At 60.1% G+C, this 22650-nt stretch carries 27 protein-coding genes and 1 pseudogene; 24 read left to right on the top strand and 4 right to left on the bottom strand.

The annotated features are described in order from the left end of the window. Nucleotides 1-5: 5 nt before the first annotated feature. Both Q0887_RS04825 and fabA read right to left on the bottom strand, forming a co-directional pair. Entirely contained in the window at nucleotides 6-1235 is a 1230-nt protein-coding gene (locus Q0887_RS04825; RefSeq protein WP_299192787.1) for a beta-ketoacyl-ACP synthase II, read from the bottom strand. A gap of 36 nt (nucleotides 1236-1271) precedes the next feature. Next, nucleotides 1272-1781 carry a bifunctional 3-hydroxydecanoyl-ACP dehydratase/trans-2-decenoyl-ACP isomerase gene (gene fabA / locus Q0887_RS04820; protein WP_299192785.1) on the bottom strand — a complete coding sequence of 170 codons (510 nt, stop codon included), beginning with the start codon at nucleotides 1779-1781 and terminating at the stop codon, nucleotides 1272-1274. A 163-nt stretch (nucleotides 1782-1944) separates the two neighbouring features. Between fabA and Q0887_RS04815 the strand changes: the two genes are divergently transcribed. Further along, nucleotides 1945-2400, top strand: coding sequence for a GNAT family N-acetyltransferase (locus Q0887_RS04815; protein ID WP_299192784.1), 456 nt, complete (start codon nucleotides 1945-1947; stop codon nucleotides 2398-2400). Next, nucleotides 2397-3098: an alpha/beta fold hydrolase gene (locus Q0887_RS04810; RefSeq protein ID WP_299192782.1), complete on the top strand. Its 702-nt coding sequence runs from the start codon at nucleotides 2397-2399 to the stop codon at nucleotides 3096-3098. Before Q0887_RS04815 ends, Q0887_RS04810 begins: the two co-directional genes overlap by 4 nt. On the opposite strand, the gene Q0887_RS04805 is transcribed toward Q0887_RS04810, so the two are convergent. Beyond that, the gene (locus Q0887_RS04805; protein WP_299192780.1) at nucleotides 3095-4108 is read right to left on the bottom strand and encodes a D-glycerate dehydrogenase; all 1014 of its coding nucleotides are present in this window, start codon (nucleotides 4106-4108) and stop codon (nucleotides 3095-3097) included. The two genes, Q0887_RS04810 and Q0887_RS04805, sit on opposite strands and share 4 nt — an antisense overlap. Before the next feature lie 123 nt (nucleotides 4109-4231). Here Q0887_RS04805 and Q0887_RS04800 point away from each other — a divergent pair, with 123 nt between their 5' ends. After that, on the top strand, nucleotides 4232-4729 hold the full coding sequence (locus Q0887_RS04800; RefSeq protein ID WP_299192779.1) for an SH3 domain-containing protein: 498 nt from the start codon (nucleotides 4232-4234) through the stop codon (nucleotides 4727-4729). Between the two features lie 82 nt (nucleotides 4730-4811). Here Q0887_RS04800 and Q0887_RS04795 read toward each other — a convergent pair whose 3' ends face one another. Beyond that, entirely contained in the window at nucleotides 4812-6008 is a 1197-nt protein-coding gene (locus Q0887_RS04795) for an acetyl-CoA C-acyltransferase (protein ID WP_299192777.1), read from the bottom strand. A gap of 112 nt (nucleotides 6009-6120) precedes the next feature. On the opposite strand from Q0887_RS04795, the gene Q0887_RS04790 reads away from it, so the two are divergent. From Q0887_RS04790 to nuoL, 21 genes and pseudogenes are all read left to right on the top strand, one after another. Next, nucleotides 6121-7587, top strand: coding sequence for a coniferyl aldehyde dehydrogenase (locus tag Q0887_RS04790; RefSeq protein WP_299192776.1), 1467 nt, complete (start codon nucleotides 6121-6123; stop codon nucleotides 7585-7587). Continuing rightward, nucleotides 7584-8825, top strand: a complete 1242-nt coding sequence (locus Q0887_RS04785) for a hypothetical protein (protein ID WP_299192774.1) — start codon at nucleotides 7584-7586, stop codon at nucleotides 8823-8825. Before Q0887_RS04790 ends, Q0887_RS04785 begins: the two co-directional genes overlap by 4 nt. 130 nt (nucleotides 8826-8955) lie before the next feature. After that, a complete protein-coding gene (locus Q0887_RS04780; protein WP_299192773.1) occupies nucleotides 8956-9330 on the top strand; it encodes an NADH-quinone oxidoreductase subunit A in 375 nt (124 codons plus the stop codon). 10 nt (nucleotides 9331-9340) lie between these two features. After that, nucleotides 9341-9919, top strand: a complete 579-nt coding sequence (locus Q0887_RS04775; protein ID WP_299192771.1) for an NADH-quinone oxidoreductase subunit B — start codon at nucleotides 9341-9343, stop codon at nucleotides 9917-9919. 10 nt (nucleotides 9920-9929) lie between these two features. Further along, complete coding sequence (locus tag Q0887_RS04770) at nucleotides 9930-10487, top strand: hypothetical protein (RefSeq protein ID WP_299192769.1); 558 nt, start codon at nucleotides 9930-9932, stop codon at nucleotides 10485-10487. After that, complete coding sequence (locus tag Q0887_RS04765; protein ID WP_299192768.1) at nucleotides 10484-10891, top strand: VOC family protein; 408 nt, start codon at nucleotides 10484-10486, stop codon at nucleotides 10889-10891. The genes Q0887_RS04770 and Q0887_RS04765 overlap by 4 nt, the downstream gene beginning before the upstream one ends. Continuing rightward, a pseudogene (locus tag Q0887_RS04760) lies at nucleotides 10891-11502 on the top strand (NADH-quinone oxidoreductase subunit C); the annotation flags it as partial. The gene Q0887_RS04765 and the pseudogene Q0887_RS04760, both read left to right, overlap by 1 nt. A 23-nt stretch (nucleotides 11503-11525) precedes the next feature. Beyond that, the gene (locus tag Q0887_RS04755) at nucleotides 11526-12737 is read left to right on the top strand and encodes an NADH-quinone oxidoreductase subunit D (RefSeq protein ID WP_299192766.1); all 1212 of its coding nucleotides are present in this window, start codon (nucleotides 11526-11528) and stop codon (nucleotides 12735-12737) included. Continuing rightward, nucleotides 12734-12973: a hypothetical protein gene (locus Q0887_RS04750; protein WP_299192764.1), complete on the top strand. Its 240-nt coding sequence runs from the start codon at nucleotides 12734-12736 to the stop codon at nucleotides 12971-12973. The genes Q0887_RS04755 and Q0887_RS04750 overlap by 4 nt, the downstream gene beginning before the upstream one ends. Further along, nucleotides 12966-13634 carry an NADH-quinone oxidoreductase subunit NuoE gene (gene nuoE, locus Q0887_RS04745; protein WP_299192763.1) on the top strand — a complete coding sequence of 223 codons (669 nt, stop codon included), beginning with the start codon at nucleotides 12966-12968 and terminating at the stop codon, nucleotides 13632-13634. The genes Q0887_RS04750 and nuoE overlap by 8 nt, the downstream gene beginning before the upstream one ends. Next, the gene (locus Q0887_RS04740) at nucleotides 13634-13801 is read left to right on the top strand and encodes a hypothetical protein (RefSeq protein WP_299192761.1); all 168 of its coding nucleotides are present in this window, start codon (nucleotides 13634-13636) and stop codon (nucleotides 13799-13801) included. The genes nuoE and Q0887_RS04740 overlap by 1 nt, the downstream gene beginning before the upstream one ends. Beyond that, nucleotides 13798-13995 (top strand): hypothetical protein, encoded by a 198-nt coding sequence (locus tag Q0887_RS04735; RefSeq protein WP_299192760.1) that lies wholly within the window; start codon nucleotides 13798-13800, stop codon nucleotides 13993-13995. Before Q0887_RS04740 ends, Q0887_RS04735 begins: the two co-directional genes overlap by 4 nt. After that, nucleotides 13985-15277 (top strand): NADH-quinone oxidoreductase subunit NuoF, encoded by a 1293-nt coding sequence (gene nuoF / locus Q0887_RS04730; protein ID WP_299192758.1) that lies wholly within the window; start codon nucleotides 13985-13987, stop codon nucleotides 15275-15277. The genes Q0887_RS04735 and nuoF overlap by 11 nt, the downstream gene beginning before the upstream one ends. 2 nt (nucleotides 15278-15279) lie before the next feature. Next, on the top strand, nucleotides 15280-17298 hold the full coding sequence (nuoG, locus tag Q0887_RS04725) for an NADH-quinone oxidoreductase subunit NuoG (RefSeq protein ID WP_299192756.1): 2019 nt from the start codon (nucleotides 15280-15282) through the stop codon (nucleotides 17296-17298). After that, a complete protein-coding gene (locus tag Q0887_RS04720; protein ID WP_299192755.1) occupies nucleotides 17295-17570 on the top strand; it encodes a hypothetical protein in 276 nt (91 codons plus the stop codon). Before nuoG ends, Q0887_RS04720 begins: the two co-directional genes overlap by 4 nt. Beyond that, nucleotides 17567-18613: an NADH-quinone oxidoreductase subunit NuoH gene (gene nuoH / locus Q0887_RS04715; RefSeq protein WP_299192753.1), complete on the top strand. Its 1047-nt coding sequence runs from the start codon at nucleotides 17567-17569 to the stop codon at nucleotides 18611-18613. Before Q0887_RS04720 ends, nuoH begins: the two co-directional genes overlap by 4 nt. Beyond that, nucleotides 18610-19173: a hypothetical protein gene (locus Q0887_RS04710; protein WP_299192751.1), complete on the top strand. Its 564-nt coding sequence runs from the start codon at nucleotides 18610-18612 to the stop codon at nucleotides 19171-19173. The genes nuoH and Q0887_RS04710 overlap by 4 nt, the downstream gene beginning before the upstream one ends. 2 nt (nucleotides 19174-19175) lie before the next feature. Next, on the top strand, nucleotides 19176-19664 hold the full coding sequence (gene nuoI, locus Q0887_RS04705; protein WP_247159176.1) for an NADH-quinone oxidoreductase subunit NuoI: 489 nt from the start codon (nucleotides 19176-19178) through the stop codon (nucleotides 19662-19664). Between the two features lie 27 nt (nucleotides 19665-19691). Continuing rightward, entirely contained in the window at nucleotides 19692-20315 is a 624-nt protein-coding gene (locus Q0887_RS04700; protein ID WP_299192748.1) for an NADH-quinone oxidoreductase subunit J, read from the top strand. Then, nucleotides 20312-20617 carry an NADH-quinone oxidoreductase subunit NuoK gene (nuoK, locus tag Q0887_RS04695; RefSeq protein ID WP_299192747.1) on the top strand — a complete coding sequence of 102 codons (306 nt, stop codon included), beginning with the start codon at nucleotides 20312-20314 and terminating at the stop codon, nucleotides 20615-20617. The genes Q0887_RS04700 and nuoK overlap by 4 nt, the downstream gene beginning before the upstream one ends. Nucleotides 20618-20623: 6 nt before the next feature. Continuing rightward, nucleotides 20624-22630, top strand: coding sequence for an NADH-quinone oxidoreductase subunit L (nuoL, locus tag Q0887_RS04690; RefSeq protein WP_299192745.1), 2007 nt, complete (start codon nucleotides 20624-20626; stop codon nucleotides 22628-22630). Nucleotides 22631-22650 lie beyond the last annotated feature (20 nt).

The raw sequence follows: 22650 nt of genomic DNA, 5'->3' as shown, positions 1-22650 counted from the left end.
GCCCCTTACCCGTGAAACTTCGACATCAGCATCGAGCCGTTGGTTCCGCCAAAGCCAAAGCTGTTGGTCATCACCGTATCCAGCCCGGCATTCTCGACATAGCTGGTGGCAATTTCTTCAGGCTTCAGCGCCGGATCTAGCGTTTCGACATTGATCGAGGGGATGATGAAGTCGTTCTGAAGCGCGAGGAGGCAATAGACTGCTTCCTGCGCGCCGGTAGCGCCCTGGCTGTGCCCGGTCATCGACTTGGTTGAGCTGACCGGCGGGGTCGAGCCGTCTCCAAATACGCGGCGAACCGCTTCGATTTCGCCGACATCGCCGACCGGGGTCGAGGTGCCGTGCGCGTTGATATAGCTGACTTTTCGGTCTTCGCTGAGCGTCTTGATCGCCCCGCGCATCGCCCGCTCGCCGCCTTCGCCTGAAGGGGCAACCATGTCGGCGCCGTCGGATGTGGCGCAGAAGCCGGTGACCTCGGCGTAGATCTTCGCGCCGCGGGCCTGCGCGTGTTCGAGGCTTTCGAGCACAAGGATCGCGCCGCCGCCGCCGATTACGAAACCGTCGCGGTCGGCGTCGAATGCGCGGCTCGCGCGTTCGGGGGTGTCGTTATACTTGCTCGACATCGCGCCCATCGCGTCGAACAGGCACGAAAGCGTCCAGTCGAGCTCTTCACCGCCGCCGCCGAACATCACGTCCTGCAGGCCCAGCGCGATCTGCTGCGCGGCCATGCCGATGCAGTGGAGCGAGGTGGAGCAAGCCGAAGTGATCGAGAAGTTCATGCCCTTGATCTGGTAAGCGGTCGCAAGGTTTGCGCTCACGGTCGAGGACATTGTCTTGGGCACTGCGAACGGGCCAATCCGCTTGGTGCTGTTGTTCTTCAGAACCGTCTGATGCGCGGCGAGCATGGCCGAGGTCGAGGGGCCGCCCGAACCGGCGATCACACCGGTCATCGGATTGATGACGTCCTTTTCCTCAAGACCGGCATCTGCAATCGCCTGACCCATCGCGACATGAGCGTAGGCGGCGCCCGGCCCCATAAAGCGCAGAGTGCGCTTGTCGACATGTTCGGTCAGATCAAGGTCCACCGCGCCCGCAATCTGCGAGCGGAACCCGTGCTCGGCCATATCCTCGTTAAAGGTGATGCCCGATTTGCCCGCTTTGAGCGAGGCCAGCACTTCTGCTGCATTGTTGCCAATCGAGGAGACGATCCCCAGTCCGGTAATGACGACGCGACGCATATTTTCTCAGCCCTGTTTGCCTGTCATTTGCCCCGATCAGGCCTCCGACAGAGCGACTTTCATGTCTTTGACTTGATAGATGGTTTCACCGTCTGCCTCAACGCGGCCATCGGCCACACCCATGGTCAGGCGGCGCGTTTGCACGGCCTTGGTGAAATCGACGTAATAGGTCAGCATCTTGCGATCAGGCCGTACCATGCCGGTGAGTTTGACCTCGCCCACACCCAGCGCATAGCCGCGACCTTTCCAGCCGCGCCAGCCGAGGTTGAAACCGGTCAGCTGCCAAAGACCGTCTAGGCCAAGACAGCCCGGCATGATCGGATTGCCGGGGAAATGGCAATCGAAGAACCAAAGGTCAGGCTGGATATCGAATTCTGCCACGACATGGCCCTTGCCATGCTCACCGCCATCGCCAGAGATGTCGGTGATCCGGTCCATCATCAGCATCGGCGGTTCGGGCAATTGCGCATTGCCGGGGCCGAACAGCTCGCCGCGCGCGCATCTCAGCAGATCATCGCGATCAAAGCTGGTTGGGAAATCAGTCATCCCGGTGTGTCTCCCGATTGGTAATCAAATATTTGTGGCAGCGCCTAGCAGCCTGCATTGGCGAGGAAAAGGGCGCATGGCTTTCTGGTGATAAGTGAATGCGTTTTGCTAAGTGGCGAGCTATAGCGGACGGGAGTTATCACGAGTTTGTTTGAGGGCTGTGATGGAAATTCGCGCAACCGATCTGGGCGAGGCCGAAGTGCTGGCGCTGCTCGAACTGCATCATAGCGAAATGCAGCAATTCTCGCCGCCGGGCACTTGCCATGTGCTTGATCTGGACGGGTTGAAGCAGCCCGGGATCGAAGTCTTTGCGGCTTGGGATGAAGGCCGCCTGCTCGCAATCGGCGCGCTCAAGCAGCATGACGGCTTTGGCGAGATCAAGTCGATGCGCGCTCATCCCGATGCGCGGGGCACCGGCGCGGGCAAGGCAATGCTCGAACATCTGATCGCGCGAGGGCGAGAGTTGGGCCTTGCGCAGATCAAGCTGGAGACGGGTAGAGGCACATTGTTCGAGGCTGCAGTCGGCCTCTACAAAGCGCGCGGATTTGAACCCTGCGGATCGTTTGCGGGATATGTTCCGGGCGACTTCACCCAGTTGTTCGCGCTCGATATCGCATGAGCAAAGCGCCGCCCCTGTCGCTCGGCCTGCGCGAGATCCCGCATGTCCTGCATCTGTGGACGAGCCCCTTTCGCAAAGCGCGGAAGCCTGTTGGCGGAGCTGCGCAAATTGCGGGTCAGCCACTGATCGTAGTGCCGGGGCTGGTCTCCGGCGACCGCACGACTTCGCTGATGCGCCGGTCTTTCGATGCGGCGGGATTTCGGACCTATGGTTCAACATTCCGTCTGCTGACCGGTGTGACGCCTGAACGCATGGCTCGAAGTGAGGCTCGTTTGGCCGAAGTGGTTGAGCAGGAAGGGCGCAAAACGGTGCTGGTTGGGTGGAGCCTTGGTGGGTTGATCTCGCGAGTGCTTGCGCAGCGCCATCCGGATAAGGTTGCGATGGTGGTGACGCTGGGCACTCCCTTCTCAGGCGACAGGCGGGCGAACAACGCTTGGCGACTGTATCACTTGCTCAACGATCACACGGTCGATGCGCCGAGCGTTTCTGATGATATCAGCGTGAAGCCGCCGGTTCATACGGTTGCTATCTGGTCCCCCATCGACGGCGTGATCGCGCCTGAATGCGCGCGGGGTCAGGATGGCGAACGCGACGTGGCAGTCGAAATGCGCGCGCGGCACCTTGCCTTTGGCGCTCAGCCCAAGGCGATTGAGCAAATTGTCGCGATTGTCAGCGAGCAGCTCGCCAACATTGACTAAACTAGCGCGTTGAGCACCTGATCGGGCGGGCGGTGGCCGTCTTTCCAGAACTGGATATTGGCGATCACCTTCTCGCCTGATGCCTCGCGGCCTTCGGCGGTGGCGCTGCCGATATGGGGCAGGGTCATCACATTTGGATGATCGAGCAAGCGGCGGTCGACATTCGGCTCGTCCGGATAGACGTCGAGGCCCGCGCCCGCGAGATGACCGGATTGCAAAGCCGCAATCAGCGCCTCTTGGTCGATCAATTCCCCGCGCGCAGTGTTGATGATGCTCGCGCCCGGTTTCAGCAAAGCGATCCGGCGGGCATCGATCATCCCGCGCGATGCGTCGTTCAGCGGGCAGTGCAGGGTGAGAATATCCGCCTCGCCCATCAGCGCATCGACATCGGCGACAAAGCGCGCACCCAGCATTTGTTCAAGCGCTGCGGGAAGCTGCTTGCGGTTGGTGTAAGCGATCTCAAGGCCAAAGGCGCGCGCGCGGTGCGCAACTGCCTGTCCGATCCGCCCCATACCAACAATGCCGAGCACTTTGCCCGCCAGCTTGCGCCCGAGCATTCCCGAAGGCGCCCAGCCGGTCCACTCGCCGCGCCGCACCAGCGCCGTGCCTTCGCGGATGCGCCGTGGCACGCCGATGATGCCGGCCATCGCGATATCGGCAGTGTCGTCGGTGAAGACGCCGGGCGTGTTGGTAACGATGATCTTGCGCGCGGCGGCGGCTTTCAGGTCGATATGTTCGGTCCCCGCGCCGAAACTGGCGATCAGGCGAAGCCGCTCGCCAGCGCCCGCGATCATCTCTGCGTCGATTCGGTCGGTCACGGTGGGTACCAGCACGTCGCATGTCTGCATCGCCGCGATCAGCTCGTCGCGGGTCATCGGAGTGTCATCCGTGTTGAGCTGCGCATCATAAAGCTCGCTCATCCGCGCTTCGACGCTGGGCATCAGGTGGCGTGTGACCACCACTTTGGGTTTGCCATCGGGGAATTGCGGGGGAGAATGCGGTTCGGCCATAGGCGCAGCGCTAGTGGCATTGGCACGATCCGGTCAAGCGCCCGCGCTGCAAAATGACACAACTCGTAACTTGCTTGGCGAGATGCTTGAAGCACCAGCCGCATGGGCGTTATGGAGACGGTCATGAACGCGCTCAGATTCCCCACCCTTTTTGCACTCCTGCTGGCTTTCGCAGCGAGCCTCACATTCACGCCCGCGCAGGCGCAGGATCGCGAGGTGCCTTATTGGGCAACCTTGCGCTTCGACGAGGTCAATATGCGCGTGGGCCCGAGCGAGCAGTATAAGATCGACTGGGTTTACAAGCGCGAAGGTCTACCGGTGAAGGTCGTGCGGCTGCGCGAAGGTTGGCGACTGGTACAGGACCACGAAGGCGTGCAAGGCTGGATCGCCGCTAGCCAGCTCAGCCCGCGCCTTGGTGCGCTAGTGGTGGGCGAAGGGCTTGCCGATATGCGCGAGGCTCCTTCGGCCAGCTCCGCGCTAAGATGGCACGCGGAGCCGGGCGTTGTCGGAGAGTTGCTGCGCTGCCGTGAGGGTTTCTGCGAGATCGACGTAGGCGGCCGCTCGGGCTGGATCGCGGAAGACCGGATCTGGGGCGCAGGCGAAATGGAACCGGCTGAGTAACGAGCGAGAGTTCCTGCGAAAGCAGGAACCCATCTCCGAAGCGTTGACTGGACTCCTGCTTTCGCAGGAAATCACAAGAGGTCTAGACCAGCTCGACAGCCACCGCCGTTGCTTCACCGCCGCCGATGCAAAGGCTTGCGACGCCGCGCGTCTTGCCTTGCGTCTTGAGCGCATTGATCAGCGTTACAATGATCCGCGTGCCTGATGCGCCGATGGGGTGGCCCAAAGCGGTCGCGCCGCCGTTTACGTTGATCTTTGCGTGGTCGATCCGGATGTCGCGCATCGCGAACATGGCGACGCAGGCAAATGCCTCGTTCACTTCCCAAAGGTCCACGTCGTCGATGCTCCAACCGGCATTGGCGAGGACCTTCTCAATCGCGCCAACCGGAGCAACAGTGAAGTCCTTGGGCTCGCGCGCATGGGCGGCCATGGCGACGACCTTGGCAACTGGCTTGTGCCCGTTTTCGTTGGCAAGGCTCTCGCGCGTCAGGACGACAGCAGCCGCGCCGTCTGAGATCGAGCTGGATGTCGCCGCGGTGATCGTGCCGTCCTTGGCGAAGGCGGCGCGCAGGGTCGGGATCTTGTCCGGGCGGCCGCGGCCGGGCTGTTCGTCTGTATCGACGGTGACTTCACCCTTGCGGGTCGAGAAGGTCACGGGAACCACTTCGTCAGCAAACGCGCCGCTTTCAATCGCGGCATTGGCGCGGGAGAGCGATTCGATCGAGTAAGCGTCCTGCTCTTCGCGGGTCAGCTGGTATTCGTTGGCTGTGTCCTGAGCGAATGTGCCCATCGCGCGGCCTTCCTCATAGGCGTCTTCCAGCCCGTCGAGGAACATGTGGTCATAGGTGGTGTCGTGGCCAATCCGCGCGCCGGAGCGGTGCTTCTTGAGCAGGTACGGCGCGTTGGTCATGCTTTCCATCCCGCCTGCGACGACATAATCGACGCTGCCGCTAGCGAGTGCTTCTGCGCCCATAATGACGGTCTGCATACCGCTGCCGCACACTTTGTTGACCGTGGTTGCCTGGACAGAGGTCGGCAGGCCTGCCTTGACCATGGCTTGCCGCGCAGGGGCCTGACCCAGACCTGCGGGAAGAACACAGCCCATATAGGCGCGGTCAAACTTCTCGCCCGCAACACCCGAGCGCTCGACCGCAGCCTTCACTGCCGTCGCGCCCAGATCAGTCGCCGAAACATCCGCCAGCGCGCCTTGCATGCCGCCCATTGGAGTGCGCGCATAGGAAAGAATGACAATTGGATCGGCGGCGTTGAACTGGCTCATGGCGGCTTCCTTATCGGGAGAGGGTTTGATCGGCGCTGCTGTAATACCGCAGTGCAGCATTGGCAATTGCTGAGCTGCGACTTGCCAGCGCAGAGTCTTTCGGCAAGAACCCATGGCAAATCGAAACGAATTTACCGGGAGAACAATAATGGCCGATGACCGCCGCGAGGAACTCGAAGCCCTGCTTAGGCGCCAACGCGATGCCTTCACCGCTTCGCGTCCAGAAAACATGTCGATGCGCAAGGACCGGATCAAGCGCGCAATGGCGCTGGTCAAGGATCACGGCGAGAATCTGTGCAAGGCCATGAGCGCCGACTTCGGCAATCGCGCGATGGAACAGTCGATGCTGACCGACATCGCCGCGACCGTGGGAGCGGGCAAGCACGCGCTCAAGAATATGGACAAGTGGGCCAAGACGTCGAAGCGTTCGGTCCAGTTTCCGCTCGGTCTGCTGGGTGCGAAGGCAGAGGTTCGCTACGAACCCAAGGGTGTGATCGGCATTCTCAGCCCGTGGAACTTCCCTGTGCAACTCGCCTTCGGTCCGCTGATGCAAATTCTGGCAGCGGGCAATCGCGCGATGATCAAGCCAAGCGAATTTACCGAGCGCACCAGCCTGTTGATGGCTGAGCTCACTCAGGAATATTTCACCCCTGACGAAGTGGCCATCGTGACAGGTGGGCCGGAAGTCGCCGCCGCATTCTCTTCGCTGTCTTTCGATCATCTGGTCTTCACCGGATCGACCGCCACCGGTCGCCGGGTTATGGAATCGGCGTCCAAGAACCTCGTGCCCGTCACGCTGGAACTGGGCGGCAAGTCGCCGGTCATCATGGGCCGCAGCGCCGACTACGCCAAGGCGGGCGAGCGGATTGCGCTGGGCAAGATGATGAATGCCGGCCAGATCTGCCTCGCGCCTGACTATATGTATGTGCCTGAGGATAAGCAGGACGAAGCCGTCGCAGGTGTGACCAACGGCGTTTCCGCCATGTATCCGACCTTGCTCGAAAATGATGACTACGCCTCGATCGTGTCGGACCGCCATTTCGAGCGGCTTCAGGGTATGGTCGAAGACGCGCGCGACAAGGGCGCGGAAGTGATCGAGGTCAATCCGGGCAATGAAGACTTCTCCAACGCCAACCAGCGCAAAATGCCGCTCACCATTCTCAAGAATGTAACCGAGGAAATGACCGCGATGCAGGAGGAAATCTTCGGCCCGGTCCTGCCGGTCAAAACCTATCGCGCGGTTGATGAGGCGGTCGATTACGTCAACGAGAATGACCGTCCGCTGGGCCTCTATTACTTTGGCGAGGACAAGTCTGAGCAGGAGCGCGTGCTGACCCGCACGATTTCCGGCGGCGTGACCACCAATGACGTGATCTTCCACATCTCGATGGAGGAACTGCCCTTTGGCGGAGTCGGTCCGTCGGGGATGGGCAGCTATCACGCGATCGAGGGCTTCCGCGAGTTCAGCCATGCACGCGCAGTCTATCACCAACCCAAGATCGACATCGCCAAGCTCGGCGGGTTCAAACCTCCCTATGGCAAGGCAACCGAGAAAGCCGCTGCCCAGATGATGAAATGAGGGCGCTCCTTGCTGCAACGCTCGCGCTAACGCTCGCTGCACCGGCCCTCGCAACCGAGCCGCCGGAGTGGCGCGCGGTGAATGCCGAAACCGGCCAGATCAGCGATGTCGAAGGGCTGGAGGCGCTTGCCGAGGCCTTCCCCGACAGCGGATCGGTGCGTTTGCGAATGCTCCAGCCACTGCTTGCTGCGGGCGAGACGGACAAGCTGCTGGAGGTTCTCGCTTGGCTACAGGCGCGCGGCTATGTCTTCAGCGAAGGCGCGCAGGCGCAAATCCCGCAGCTGGTCGGCGAAGACTATGGCGAAGCGGCGAGGGCGCTGCTTATCCAGCAAGCTGAAGTGATTGAGGCGAGCATGGTGGTGGCTGAAACACCACCTGAGGCGGGATTGGTTGAAAGCGTTTTTGCCCCATCAGACGAAGAGACCTATATTGTCACTTCGATTACAAGCAATTCGATCTGGGTGAAGTTGTCCGACGCGGATGAATGGTTCGAAGTGGCTTTGCCCACCGCCAATGACCTCTCGGGCATTGTGTCGGAACCGTCAGGTGAAATCGGATGGGTGGCCTCCGCCAACCTCGACGATTCGGAGGATGGCCAAGAGCTTTTTACCGGCTTGATCGCGCTCACTGGAAACCCTGATAATTCTCCGCGGGTTTCAGCACCCGAAGGCGCGGCGCTGTCTGATTTGGTTTGGGTCGGTGATGGTACAGTCTACGCGAGTGATCCAATAAATGGCGGTGTCTATGCCAAACCCAACGGTGCGACCGAGTTGGCAACACTCGTCCCGCCCGGCACATTCCGCTCCCCCCAAGGCTCCGCTGTCAGCGAAGACGGCGCGCGGCTCTATATCAGCGACTATCGCTACGGCCTCGCCATCATCGACATTGCCAGCGGAGAAGTCTCGCGGCTTGCCAGCGATGTTCCGGTGCTGCTTGACGGCGTGGACGGGCTTTGGCGGCATGGCGAAGAGCTGATCGCGGTCCAGAATGGCACTTCGCCGATGCGGATCAGTGCGTTCACGCTCTCCGAAGACGGCACCCGCATCACCTACGCGCGCATCCTTGAACAAGCGCATAGCGAATGGACCGAGCCTTTGGGCGGCAGCATTTCGGGCGATGCGCTCGTCTATGTCGGCACCGGCCAATGGGACCGCTATTCGCTTGGCCAACTGCGCGAAGGGATGGAGGCAATCCCCACGCAAATCCGCAGATTGCCACTGGGTAGCGAGCCGGATTGACTCTTTCACAAAAACCACTTCGGTTTTCTGCAACAGATATGTGACGCTTTGCCCGAGTCGGACCCTTGCGCGGTGGCAATGACCGTCCTAGAGGCGTGGCAATTGGGACTTAGCTAGCCAGGAAATCCCCGTGGTAGACCTCGAACAGTATCTGCCGATACTGATCTTCATCTTCATCGCATTCGGACTGTCGGTCCTGTTTGTGTTCCTGCCGATGGGCGTTTCGCGCCTGACCGGCGCACACAACCCCGATGCCGAGAAACTCTCTGAATATGAATGCGGATTTCCCGCTTTCGAGGATGCGCGCAGCCAGTTTGACGTGCGCTTTTACCTCGTCGCGATCAGCTTCATCATCTTCGATCTCGAAGCCGCCTTTCTGTTCCCCTGGGCTGTCAGCCTGGGTGAGACGGGCTGGGTGGGCTGGATCGGCATGATGACCTTCCTCGGCATCCTCGCCATCGGCCTTGCCTATGAGTGGAAGAAGGGAGCCCTTGATTGGGAATGAGGCACTGCGCATGAGCACTATTATCACGCCCCCTACCAGCCTGCCTGATGTAAGCGCGCTCGAAACCGCGCAGCCGGGCGAAGTGCGCCATCCCGATGCGGACTATTTCCACGCGCTCCAGACAGAGGTGAATGACAAGGGCTTCCTCGTCACGTCGACCGAGGACCTGTTTCAATGGGCGCGCACCGGCTCGCTCTGGTGGATGACATTTGGCCTCGCGTGCTGCGCGGTCGAGATGATCCATGTGAACATGCCGCGTTACGACATGGAGCGTTTCGGCGCTGCCCCGCGCGCTTCCCCGCGCCAGTCGGACGTGATGATCGTCGCGGGGACTTTGTGCAACAAGATGGCTCCCGCCATGCGCAAGGTTTACGACCAGATGTCCGACCCGAAATATGTAATTTCGATGGGCAGCTGCGCCAATGGCGGCGGCTATTACCACTATTCCTACAGCGTCGTTCGCGGCTGCGACCGGATTGTGCCGGTGGACATTTATGTGCCCGGTTGTCCTCCGACTGCCGAAGCGCTGCTTTACGGCGTGATGCAATTGCAGCGCAAAATCCGCCGCGCCGGAACGATCGAGCGATAGGAGCGGGACTGTGATACGTTTGAAGCTCGCCTTAGGACTCGCGCTCGCCGCCAGTTTGGCTGTGCCAACGGGCGCGGCACTTGCGCTTGAGGCACTTGAGGAAGCTGGCGAAAGCGATCAGGTCACGGTGATCGAATTCGAAGCTGGCGGTTTCATAACTCGCGTACAGATGCCGTGCGAAGACCCGCAGGTCGTATCTGATGATGGATCGGGCGCGCAGACCGGCCTTTGCCTCACCGAAGACCGGATGTTCATATTCGTGACCTCGCTGGGTGTCCCGGCGGACAGCGGAAATCCGATGTCTTCTGATTTTGATGCAACCTATGAACAGATCGAGAATTCGTCTGACACCGTTTCGCTTGACCAGCGTGTCGTGGATGGGCGGCGGATTATGGAAGCTGCGCGCGGTCCAGATCCGGTTTTCGGATTGATGCGAGCAATTGAGTTCGCGCCTGAAGGTGTTGCCTATGCGGTCACCATGACTGACGGCGACGCAAGCAATCCGCTTTCCGAAGAAGAAAAGCAGGTAATGCGCGACTTTGTTGCATCGCTGGAGGTGGCTGAATGATCGCGGCCCAGCCTCAAATCGAATCAACCGCAGCGTGCCTGTTGGTGCGTGATGTGCGAGCTTCAGCGAAATATTATGCTGAGAAACTTGGCTTTGTTGCGCCGCAGCTGTGGGGCGAGTCTGACGCGAGCTTTGCAATCCCCCAGCGCGATGGCCAGGCGATTATGATTGCGCGAGCTAACGACGGCAAATCACTCCACGCCAACTCAAGCGATTTCGGCATGTTCAGCGCCTATTTCTGGGTTCGCAATGTTGATGAATTGCATGAAGAATTCGTCGCAAATGGTGCCGATATCACCGAAGAGCCTACAGATCGCCCCTATGGTATCCGCGAAATCTATGTCCGTGATCTCGACGGGCATCTGATCTGCTTTGGCAGTGACATTGATGAGGTTCAGCACTGATGGCAGTCCTCCATTCCGCCCCCAAATTCGCCTCGAACGAAGGCGTGATCGACACTCTGACCAAGGCGCTTGGTGCCTCGGTGCTCGGCGCTGAAGAGCGTCATGGTGAGATCATCCTTACCGTCAAGCGCGAGAGCGTCGAGGATGTGCTGCGCACGCTTCGTGACGATCACGAATATCAGCAGATGATGGAAATCGCAGGCGCGGATTACCCGGATCGCGCAGAGCGATTCGAAGTCGTCTACATGCTGCTCTCGCTCACGAAGAACCACCGCATCATGGTCAAATGTTCGACCGATGAAGCGACGCCGGTTCCAACCATCACAACGCTTTGGCCCAATGCGGGCTGGTTAGAGCGCGAAGTGTTCGACCTTTACGGAGTGGTGTTCTCGGGCAATTCCGACCTGCGCCGCATCCTCACCGATTACGGCTTTGAAGGGCATCCCTTCCGCAAGGACTTCCCGATGACCGGCTATACCGAGCTGCGTTACTCCGAGGATGAAAAACGCGTAGTCTATGAGCCGGTGGAGCTGCCGCAGGACATGCGCACATTCGACTTCCTCTCACCGTGGGAAGGTGCGGACTACGTGCTTCCCGGCGATGAGAAGGCTGATGACGAGAAAGGGGGCGACAAGTGAGCGTCCAAATCGAAGAATCGCCCACTACCCAGGGCGATGTCATCACCAATTACACGATCAATTTCGGTCCCCAGCATCCGGCGGCGCATGGCGTGCTGCGGATGATTATGGAGCTGGACGGCGAAGTGATCGAGCGCGTCGATCCGCATGTCGGCCTGCTCCATCGCGGCACCGAGAAGCTGATCGAGCAGAAGACCTATCTGCAGGCGCTGCCGTATTTTGACCGCTTGGATTACTGCTCGCCGCTGTGTCAGGAGCACTCCTATGTTCTGGCGATCGAGAAGCTACTCAACATCGAAGTGCCGGAGCGCGCGCAATATCTGCGTGTGCTGTTCGCTGAGCTGACCCGCATCTGCAACCACATGCTCAATATCGGTGCGCATGTGATGGATGTCGGCGCGATGACGCCGAACCTGTGGGTGTTCGAGCTGCGTGAGGATTGCCTCAACTTCTTCGAACGCGCCAGCGGCGCGCGGATGCACTCGGCCTGGTTCCGTCCCGGCGGCGTGCATCAGGATGTGCCTGAAAAGCTGCTGGTCGATATTGGCGACTGGCTCGACAACCGGTTCTTCCAGCTGTTCGACGACGCGATGAGCCTGGTGATCGACAACCGCATCTTTAAACAGCGCAATGTCGATATCGCCGTGGTCAGCCGCGATGATGCGGTCGCATGGGGCTTCAGCGGCCCGATGATCCGCGCAGCCGGCATCCCGTGGGATCTGCGCAAGTCGCAGCCCTACGACGTCTATGACCGTATGGAATTCGATATTCCGGTCGGCACCAACAGCGACTGCTACGACCGCTTCATGGTCCGCGTGAATGAAGTGCGCGAGAGCGCCAAGATCATCAAACAGTGCATCCGCGACATGCCGCAAGGTCCGATCGCGAGCACCGACGGCAAAGTCTCTCCGCCCAAGCGCGGCGAGATGAAGCAGTCGATGGAGAGCCTGATCCACCACTTCAAGCTCTACACCGAAGGCTTCCACGTGCCCGCGGGCGAAGTCTATGTCGCGACCGAAAGCCCCAAAGGCGAGTTCGGCGTCTATCTCGTCAGCGACGGCACCAACAAGCCATACCGCTGCAAGATCCGCCCGACGGCCTTCTCGCACCTTCAGGCGATGGACATGATGAGCAAAGGCCACATGCTGCCTGATGCGACCGCGATTTTAGGCGCGATTGATGTGGTGTTCGGGGAGTGTGACCGGTGAGGAAGTCAACACTCATCATGATCGGTCTGATCCTCACCGCCATCGTTAGCGGGCCGTTGATTTTCTACGGCTTGTTATCGGCGGGCAATGTGGGCGTGTTCGAAAACGCGCTCGACAACTTCTGGTGGATCGCAGGCGCGGCAATTGTCTTCATCGTAGTCACCTGGATCTCGATACTGGCCATCGGCAATCTCGCGCTCAAGGCAGACTCACACAAGGAACAGCGTGATGGCTGACCGCACACCCGCACCCGACACACCCGAACTGCGCGCGCGCTGGGGCTCTTTTGCTTGGACGAAAGAGAACAAGGCCAAGGCGGATTATCACATCGCCAAATATCCCGAGGGCCGCCAGAAATCGGCGGTGATGCCGCTGCTCGACCTGGCGCAGCGTCAGGTTGGCACAGAGACGGATACGCAGGGCTGGCTGCCGCTGCCGGTGATCGAATATGTCGCCGCCTATATCGACGTGCCGGTGATCCGCGTGCTCGAAGTCGCGACCTTCTACTTCATGTACAATATGAAGCCGGTCGGGAAATATCACGTGCAGGTTTGCGGCACGACGCCGTGCATGCTGCGCGGGTCGGACGACATCATCAGCGCGTGCAAGAAACGCGGGATGGAGTTCGGCAAGGTCTCTGAAGACGGGTTGTGGACCCTCACCGAAGTCGAATGCATGGGCAATTGCGCGACCGCGCCGATGGTCCAGATCAATGACGACAATTACGAAGACCTGACGCCAGAGCGGCTCGACACGGTTCTCGACGCGCTGGCCAAGGGTGAGCAGCCCAAGACCGGCACACAAGAGCCGGGCCGTCACACTTCCGAGCCCAAGGGCGGCGTCACAAGCCTTCCCGAAATGGTTGATGCCAATCACGATTATCGGGGTGATTGGTGATGGAAAAGCAGCAGGGCTACCGCGCACTCGGCATTTCGTTCTTCTCGCTTGGCGCGAGCCTTGCGGTCGTATTCGGCCTGACGCTGGGCTGGGCCTTTGCGCCTATCGGCCTGAGTTTCTTCGCGCTGGGCCTGATCTTCTTCAACATGAAGGGTGATGAAGAATGAACGGCGGCACTCTCGCTTTGTTGATCGCGGGCCTGTTCTGCTTTGGCGCGGGCGCATATCTGGCTGCGACGGACAACCGCACAACCGGCATTGCTCTGATGAGTATGGGATTGATTTTTCAGGTTTTGACCCTGCGCCAGCTCAAGCTGGCCCGAACCGGTCAAGCACGGAAGGATAATGGCGATGCTGGCTGATAAGGACCGCATCTTTACCAATGTCTATGGCTTCCAGGATTGGGGGCTCAAGGCAGCGCAGGCGCGCGGTGATTGGGATAACACCAAGGCGCTGATCACGCGCGGGCAAGACGCGATCATCGATGAGATCAAGGCCAGCGGTTTGCGCGGGCGGGGCGGGGCAGGTTTCCCCACCGGCCTCAAATGGTCGTTCATGCCCAAGGAAAGCAAGGATGGTCGCCCGAGTTTCCTCGTCATCAATGCCGACGAATCCGAGCCAGGCAGCTGCAAGGACCGCGAAATCCTGCGCCACGATCCCCACAAGCTGGTCGAAGGCGCGCTGGTTGCGGGCTTCGCGATGCGTGCGCGGGCGGCATACATCTATATCCGCGGCGAGTTCATCCGCGAGGCTGAGACGCTTCAGGCCGCTATCGATCAGGCCTATGAAGCCGGGTTGATCGGCAAGAATGCGAGCGGATCGGGCTTCGACTTCGACGTCTTCATGCATCGCGGCGCGGGCGCTTACATCTGCGGCGAAGAAACCGCGATGATCGAAAGCCTCGAAGGCAAGAAAGGCCAACCGCGCCTCAAACCGCCATTCCCGGCGGGCGCTGGTCTCTATGGCTGCCCGACCACGGTGAACAATGTCGAGAGTATCGCAGTTGTGCCCACGATCCTGCGGCGCAGCGCGACATGGTTCAGCTCTTTCGGGCGCGAGAACAATGCGGGCACCAAGCTGTTCCAGATCAGCGGCCATGTCGAAAACCCCTGCGTCGTCGAGGAATCGATGAGCATCTCCTTCGAAGAGCTGATCGAGAAACATTGCGGCGGCATTCGCGGCGGGTGGGACAATCTGCTGGCAGTGATCCCCGGCGGCTCGTCTGTTCCGCTCGTGCCTGCGGACCAGATCCGTCATGCTCCAATGGACTTTGATGGGCTGAAAGAGCTTGGCTCGGGCCTTGGCACAGCTGGCGTGATCGTAATGGACAAATCCACCGACATCGTGCGCGCGATCAGCCGCCTCAGCTACTTCTACAAGCACGAAAGCTGCGGCCAGTGCACACCCTGCCGTGAAGGCACGGGCTGGATGTGGCGCGTGATGGAGCGCCTACGCACCGGCGATGCGGCTATCGAAGAGATCGACATGCTGCACGAAGTGACCAAGCAGGTCGAAGGCCACACAATCTGCGCGCTGGGCGACGCGGCGGCATGGCCAATCCAAGGCCTGATCCGCCACTTCCGTCCCGAGCTGGAAAAGCGCATCCACGAGCATAACGCGCAATTTGCGGAGGCTGCGGAGTAGATATGCCTAAAGTCACCGTAGACGGCGAAGAGATCGAAGTCCCGGCGGGCGCGACTGTCTTGCAGGCGTGTGAGCTTGCGGGGAAGGAAATCCCGCGTTTCTGCTATCATGAGCGGCTGAGCATTGCGGGCAATTGCCGCATGTGTCTGGTCGAAGTGAAGCCTGGCCCGCCGAAGCCGCAGGCCTCCTGCGCGCTCCCAGCCGGTGAAGGTCAGGAAATCCGCACCGACACTCCGATGGTCAAGAAGGCCCGCGAAGGGGTGATGGAGTTTCTCCTCATCAACCACCCGCTCGACTGCCCGATCTGCGATCAGGGCGGCGAATGCGACCTTCAGGATCAGGCGGTTGCCTATGGTCGCGGCTCTTCGCGTTACGAGCGCGAGAACAAGCGCGCTGTGACCGAAAAGAGCATGGGTCCGCTGATCAAGACGATCATGACCCGCTGCATCCACTGCACACGCTGCGTGCGCTTCTCCGAGGAGATCGCGGGCGTGGACGAGATCGGCGCGCTTTATCGTGGCGAGGATATGCAGATCACGACTTATCTCGAACAGGCCGCGAAGCACGAGCTTTCCGCCAATGTGATCGATCTGTGCCCCGTGGGCGCACTGACATCGCGTCCCTATGCGTTCGAAGCGCGTCCGTGGGAGCTGAAGCGCACGCTCAGCATCGACGTGTCCGACGCGGTGGGCGCGAATATCTCGCTGCACTCCAAGGGCCGCGAAGTCATGCGCGCACTTCCGCGCATCAATGACGACGTCAACGAGGAATGGCTATCGGACAAGGGCCGCTATCAGGTCGATGGCTTGACCAAGCGCCGTCTGGACAAGGTGTTTATCCGCAAGGGCGGTAAGCTCACTCAGGCAGACTGGGTTGAGGCGTTTGAGACAATCGCCACGCATCTGGGCGATGACAAAGCCTCAATCGCGGCGGTTGCAGGCGACATGGTCGATTGCGAAACCATGTTCGCGGCCAAGACTTTGCTCAAGGCATGCGGTTCCTCGCTGGTCGAGGCGCGCCAGACCGGCATGACTTACGACGTATCGAACATCGCGGCGGTGAATTTCAACTCGACGCTGGCCGGCATCGAGACGGCAGACGCGATCCTGATCGTCGGCAGCCACATCCGCTGGGAAGCCGCTTTGGTGAATGCGCGCATCCGCAAGGCAGTGAAGGCTGGCGCGAAGGTCTTTGTGGTCGGTCCCGAATGGGAAGCGACCTATCCGGCTGAGCTCCTAGGCGAAGACCTGAAGGTACTGAACCGCGTTCCCAAGGCTTTGGGCGATGCGATGAAAGCCGCTGAGCGTCCGGCAGTGATCCTTGGAGGAGCGGCTTTGGCGAATGGTGCGCTTGGCGCGGCGCTCAAGCTGGTCGACAAGTTTGGCCTCGTCAAAGATGGCTGGAACGGCTTCAACGTACTGCATATGAGCGCGGCCCGCATGGGCTCGCTGATGCTCGATTTCACGGTCGAAGGCGGCATGGCAGACCTCGCCAAAGCGGCGCCCAAAGTGGTGCTGAGCCTCGGCGCTGACGAGATGAACCACGAGCCGTTCGCGGACAGCCTCAAGGTCTATATCGGCCATCACGGCGACAAAGGCGCGCATGCGGCGGATGTGATCCTGCCCGCGGCTTCCTATGCCGAGAAAGACGGCACCTACGTGAATACCGAAGGCCGCGTGCAGTTTGCGGAGAAAGCCGTGTTCGCACCGGGTGATGCACGCGAAGACTGGACAATCCTGCGCGCGCTCGCCGATGCGCTGGGTGTGAGCGTCGGGTTTGACAGCTTCGCCGAATTGCAGGCGGCGATGATCGCCGAAGTGCCTGCTTTGGGCGAAGAAGGTCTTGCAGATTACGGCAAGCTGCCGAAAGCTGACAGCAGCGCCAAAGCGGAAGGCTCGATTGGGGCCTATCCGATCAAGGACTTCTACCTCACCAACCCCATCGCCCGCGCCAGCACGGTGATGCAGCAATGTTCAGCAGAACTGCTCCACGGCGATGAGATGAAGGAGGCTGCGGAATGACCGAGCTTCCCCCATTCCTTCGGCGCTTGCCTTATGTGTTTTACACTCTCGCCATCCTCGTCGGGGCGTGGCGAGTGTTCAATGAAATCAGTATGATAAACGCAACTTATGCCTATGCTGGCGATGTTGGCGGGTTCGACGATGCGCGGTGGATTGCCCGCTCGACGGCTTACTATTGGGGATTTGTCGAGATGGCATATCTCGTTTCCAGCGGCGCGGTCATTCATGTGCTCGTCGCGATTTACGACAAGGTGAAAGGGCCGGGCGTATGACCGAGTTCTTCCAATCGTTCGGCATGTCCTACGAATGGGCATGGGGTGTTGCCACCATTGCTGGGATTCTGCTGATCGCTCTGCCGCTGATGCTGGCGGTGGCGATGGTGATCTATGTTGATCGCAAGGTGCTCGGCGCGATCATGCTGCGGCGCGGGCCCAATGTGGTGGGGCCGTTTGGCCTGCTTCAGAGTTTTGCGGACGGCCTCAAAGTCTTCCTGCAAGAGACGATCATTCCCACGGCCGCGAATAAGGGCATCTTCCTGCTCGCGCCTATCATCACCTTTACCGTGGCGCTGGCAGCATGGGCGGTGATCCCGTTCGATGCGGGCGTGGTGCTGGCCGATATCAATGTCGGGCTGCTCTACATCCTCGCGATCAGCTCGCTGGGCGTTTACGGCGTGGTGATGAGCGGTTGGGCGTCGAATTCCAAATACCCGTTCTTCTCGGCCATGCGCGCCGCCGCGCAGATGATCTCTTACGAGGTCTCGATCGGCTTCATCCTCGTCTGCGTCGTCCTGTGGGCGGGCACGTTCAACATGAGCGGTATTGTCGAGGCGCAGCGCGGACACGGATTTGGCGTGGTCAACGGGTTCTACTTCAACCTTCTGCTCTTCCCGATGTTCGTGGTGTTCTTCATCTCGGCGCTGGCAGAGACAGCACGCGCACCCTTCGATCTGACCGAAGCCGAGTCCGAACTCGTCGCCGGCTACCAGACCGAATATTCGAGCATGGCCTTCGCGCTGTTCTGGCTGGGTGAATATGCGAACATCCTGCTGATGTGCTCGCTGTGCACCCTGCTGTTCTTCGGCGGGTGGCTGCCACCGTTCGAATGGGCGCCGCTATACTATGTGCCGGGCTTCATCTGGTTCCTGCTCAAGACCTTCATGTTCTTCTTCATGTTCAGCTGGATCTGGGCGACCGTGCCGCGTTATCGCTATGACCAACTGATGCGGCTTGGCTGGAAGGTGTTCCTGCCGATGAGCCTGTTCTTCGTCGCGGCGATCAGCGGCTACCTGATGGCGACGGGGCATTTCGGATGATTGGCATTCTTGTGCTTGCGTTGCTGTCAGTCAATTCACCTGGTGAGCAGGGTGGCGAAGAGTTTCACCTCTGGTCGTGCGCTATGAGTGAAGGCTCGTCGTCGCGGATAGGGTCATCGGCACCTCGGTTTCTGCTCGCATACTATTACCCCGAACCAACCGGAGGTCAGACGCGACCATTTCAGGTTGCTGAAGGCGATAACTCACCGGCTTATCCAGATGGATATATCTATTTTTCCGAACCCGAAGGTAGTCAAACGCAGCTGATAAATCTGGCTGAGGGCGGCGACCGACTTGTCGAGCATACTACAAGCTTTGTCGAGAGTATCGGTCCGTCTGGAGACACCAGCTTGGTTTTCAGGAGTGCGGACGAGATCGTGTTCCGGATCAATACCGGACCGATGGTTCCCAATGAAGGCGGAAACTTTGCTGGAGCATATGCAGACGTGAAGTTTTACCCTTGGTCGCCGGACGGCAGGAAGTTAAGCGGCAACTGTGCGGTGATGAGAACGCCAGATCCTGAGGCCGCGCTCGACGAAATTCGCGAGGTCAGGAGATAGACATGACCACCGCAACCCAGCTCCTCAAATCGTTCACCTTGTGGGAATTTCTCAAGGCGCATGCGCTGACCTTGAAGTATTTCTTCAAGCCCAAGGTGACGATCAACTATCCGTTCGAGAAGTCGCCGCTTTCCCCGCGTTTCCGCGGTGAGCATGCGCTGCGCCGCTATCCCAATGGCGAAGAGCGCTGCATTGCGTGCAAATTGTGCGAGGCCGTTTGCCCCGCGCAGGCGATCACGATCGAGAGCGAACCGCGAGAAGACGGCAGCCGCCGTACCACGCGCTATGACATCGACATGACCAAGTGCATCTATTGCGGCTTCTGTCAGGAAGCCTGCCCGGTGGATGCCGTGGTCGAAGGGCCGAATTTCGAATACGCCACCGAAACCCGCGAGGAGCTGCTTTATGACAAGGCCAAGCTGCTGGCGAATGGTGACAAGTGGGAACGGGCCATCGCGGCCAATCTTGAAGCCGACGCACCCTACCGTTAAGGGCGCGGCGAACGGATAACGGGACATATGATACAAGCATTAGCCTTCTACCTGTTTGCAGGACTGGTCATCGCAAGTGCGGTGATGGTCATCATGTCGCGCAATCCGGTGCATTCGGTCCTGTGGCTGATCCTCGCCTTCTTCAACGCTGCTGGCCTGATGGTGCTGGTGGGCGCGGAGTTCATCGCGATGCTGCTGGTGATCGTCTATGTCGGCGCGGTGGCGGTGCTGTTCCTGTTTGTGGTGATGATGCTCGACATCGATTTTGCCGCGATGCGCGCCAGCTTCATCAAGAATTTCCCGCTGGGGATCGCGATTGCGTTTATCCTGCTGGCCGAGCTGGTGCTGGGGCTGGGTGCTTACACCGCAGGCGGGATCGAGTTGGGCACGCCCGATGGCATGGCGGCAACTCGCGAAGGTGTTAGCAATATCGAGGCTATCGGGGCGCTTCTCTACAAGCCTTATATTATTCTGTTCGAGATCGCCGGGATCATCCTGCTGGTCGCGATGATCGGCGCGATTGTCCTCACCCACCGCGAGCCCAAGCCGGGTGCGCGTGGCCGTCAGGACATTGGCAAGCAGATCGCGCGCCGTCCCGAAGAGGCGACGCAAATGAAGAACCCCGAAGTGGGCAAGGGGGTCGAGCTATGATCGGCGTCGAACATTACATCGTCGTGGGCGCGATCCTGTTCGTGCTTGGCGTGTTGGGCATCTTCCTCAACCGCAAAAACGTGATTGTTATCCTGATGGCGGTCGAGCTGATCCTGCTGGCAGTGAACATCAACCTCGTCGCATTCAGCGCGTTTATGGGCGATCTGGTGGGTCAGGTCTTTGCCATGATGGTGCTCACAGTCGCGGCGGCAGAGGCGGCCATCGGGCTTGCCATTCTCGTCATCTATTATCGCGGACGCGGCACAATCGCGGTCGACGATGTGAACCGGATGAAGGGATAAGAGCCGGTGGACACGATCCTCATCATCGTCTTTGCGCCGCTGCTGGCGGCAATCATTGCGGGGCTGGGCAACCGGATGCTCGGCAATATGGTCACCAAGTCGATCACGACCGGTGCGCTGTTCCTGTCGGCAGGCCTGAGCTGGCCGATCTTCCTCGGCTTCCTCAACGGGACCGAGACCGCGCATGTCGTCCCTGTGCTGCAATGGGTGCAGTCGGGCACGCTCAGCTTTGACTGGGAGCTGCGCGTCGATGCGCTGACCGCGGTGATGCTGGTGGTCATCAACACCGTCTCCGCGCTCGTCCACCTCTATAGCTGGGGCTATATGGAGGAAGACCCGGATCAGCCGCGCTTCTTCGCCTATCTCTCACTCTTCACCTTCGCGATGCTGATGCTCGTGACCGCCGAGAACCTGGTCCAGATGTTCTTTGGCTGGGAAGGGGTGGGGCTGGCGTCCTATCTGCTGATCGGGTTCTGGTTCAAAAAGCCGAGCGCGGGTGCGGCTGCAATCAAGGCCTTTGTGGTCAACCGCGTGGGCGACCTTGGCTTTATGCTCGGGATTTTTGGCACATATCTGGTGTTCCAGACGACTTCGATACCCGAGATTCTGGCCGCCGCACCTGCGATGAGCGGGTCGACCATCGGCTTCCTTGGCATGCGCCTCTATACGATGGATATTCTGTGCATCCTGCTCTTCATCGGTGCGATGGGCAAGTCGGCGCAGCTGGGCCTGCACACATGGCTGCCTGACGCGATGGAAGGTCCGACGCCGGTGAGCGCGCTGATCCACGCCGCGACGATGGTAACCGCTGGCGTGTTCATGGTGTGCCGCCTGTCGCCAATGTTCGAAACCGCTCCGACCGCGCTGGCGATTGTTGCTGTGGTGGGCGCTGCAACCTGCTTCTTTGCCGCGACAATCGGCACGACGCAGTGGGACATCAAGCGGGTGATCGCTTACTCAACCTGCTCGCAGCTGGGCTATATGTTCTTCGCCGCCGGTGTTGGCGCATACGGCGTGGCGATGTTCCACCTGTTCACGCACGCCTTCTTCAAGGCGCTGCTGTTCCTCGGCGCAGGCTCTGTGATCCACGCGATGCATCATGAGCAGGATATGCGGTATTATGGGGACCTCCGAAAACGCATTCCGATAACGTTCTGGGCGATGCTGGCGGGGACGCTGGCCATCACCGGCGTTGGCGTGCTCGGCGTGTTCGGCTTCGCTGGCTTCTACTCCAAGGACGCGATCCTCGAGGCAGCATGGGCGCGCGGCACTGGCATTTCGCAGATGGCTTTCTGGGCTGGTGCGGTCGCGGCGCTGCTGACAAGCTTCTACAGCTGGCGTTTGATGTTCCTCACCTTCTGGGGCAAGCCGCGCTGGATCGAGAGCGAGCACATCCAGCACAGCGTTCACAAGACACCCGAAGAAGCGGGCGAGGACACGACCGGTGGATACCATCCGCATGAGAGCCCGATCACCATGCTCATTCCGCTGGGCGTCTTGACGCTCGGTGCGCTCTTCGCAGGCTTTGTGTTCAAATATCCGTTCATCGACGGCGCTTCGGATGCCGTGAATGGCGCATTCTGGGGTGGTTCTATCTACTTCAACGAGAACCTAATCCACGGTCTGCACGCTGTGCCGCTGTGGGTGAAGCTGACCGCGACCGTCGTAATGGTTCTCGGCTTTGCCGGTGCATATGTTGCCTACATCGCCAAGCCTGACATCCCCGCAAAGTTCGTCGCGCGCTTTGGCTGGCTGCACAATTTCGTGTTTCGCAAATGGTATTTCGACGAGCTTTACGATGCGATCTTCGTGCGCCCGGCCTTCTGGCTTGGCCGCCAGTTCTGGAAACTGGGCGATATCGGTACCATCGACCGCTTTGGCCCCAATGGCATCGCTGCCGTGGTTGAGCGTGGCTCAGTCGCGACTCGTGCGATCCAGTCGGGCTATCTTTACACCTATGCTCTGATCATGCTTCTCGGCCTGATCGGCGCTGTCACTTATGCGCTTTTCTAGGCGTGCTGCTCTAGGGACAT

Source organism: uncultured Erythrobacter sp., from assembly GCF_947492365.1.
Lineage (GTDB): Bacteria > Pseudomonadota > Alphaproteobacteria > Sphingomonadales > Sphingomonadaceae > Erythrobacter.
The sequence above is the reverse complement of the archived record's forward strand: the minus strand, read 5'-3'. Positions and strand labels throughout refer to the sequence as shown.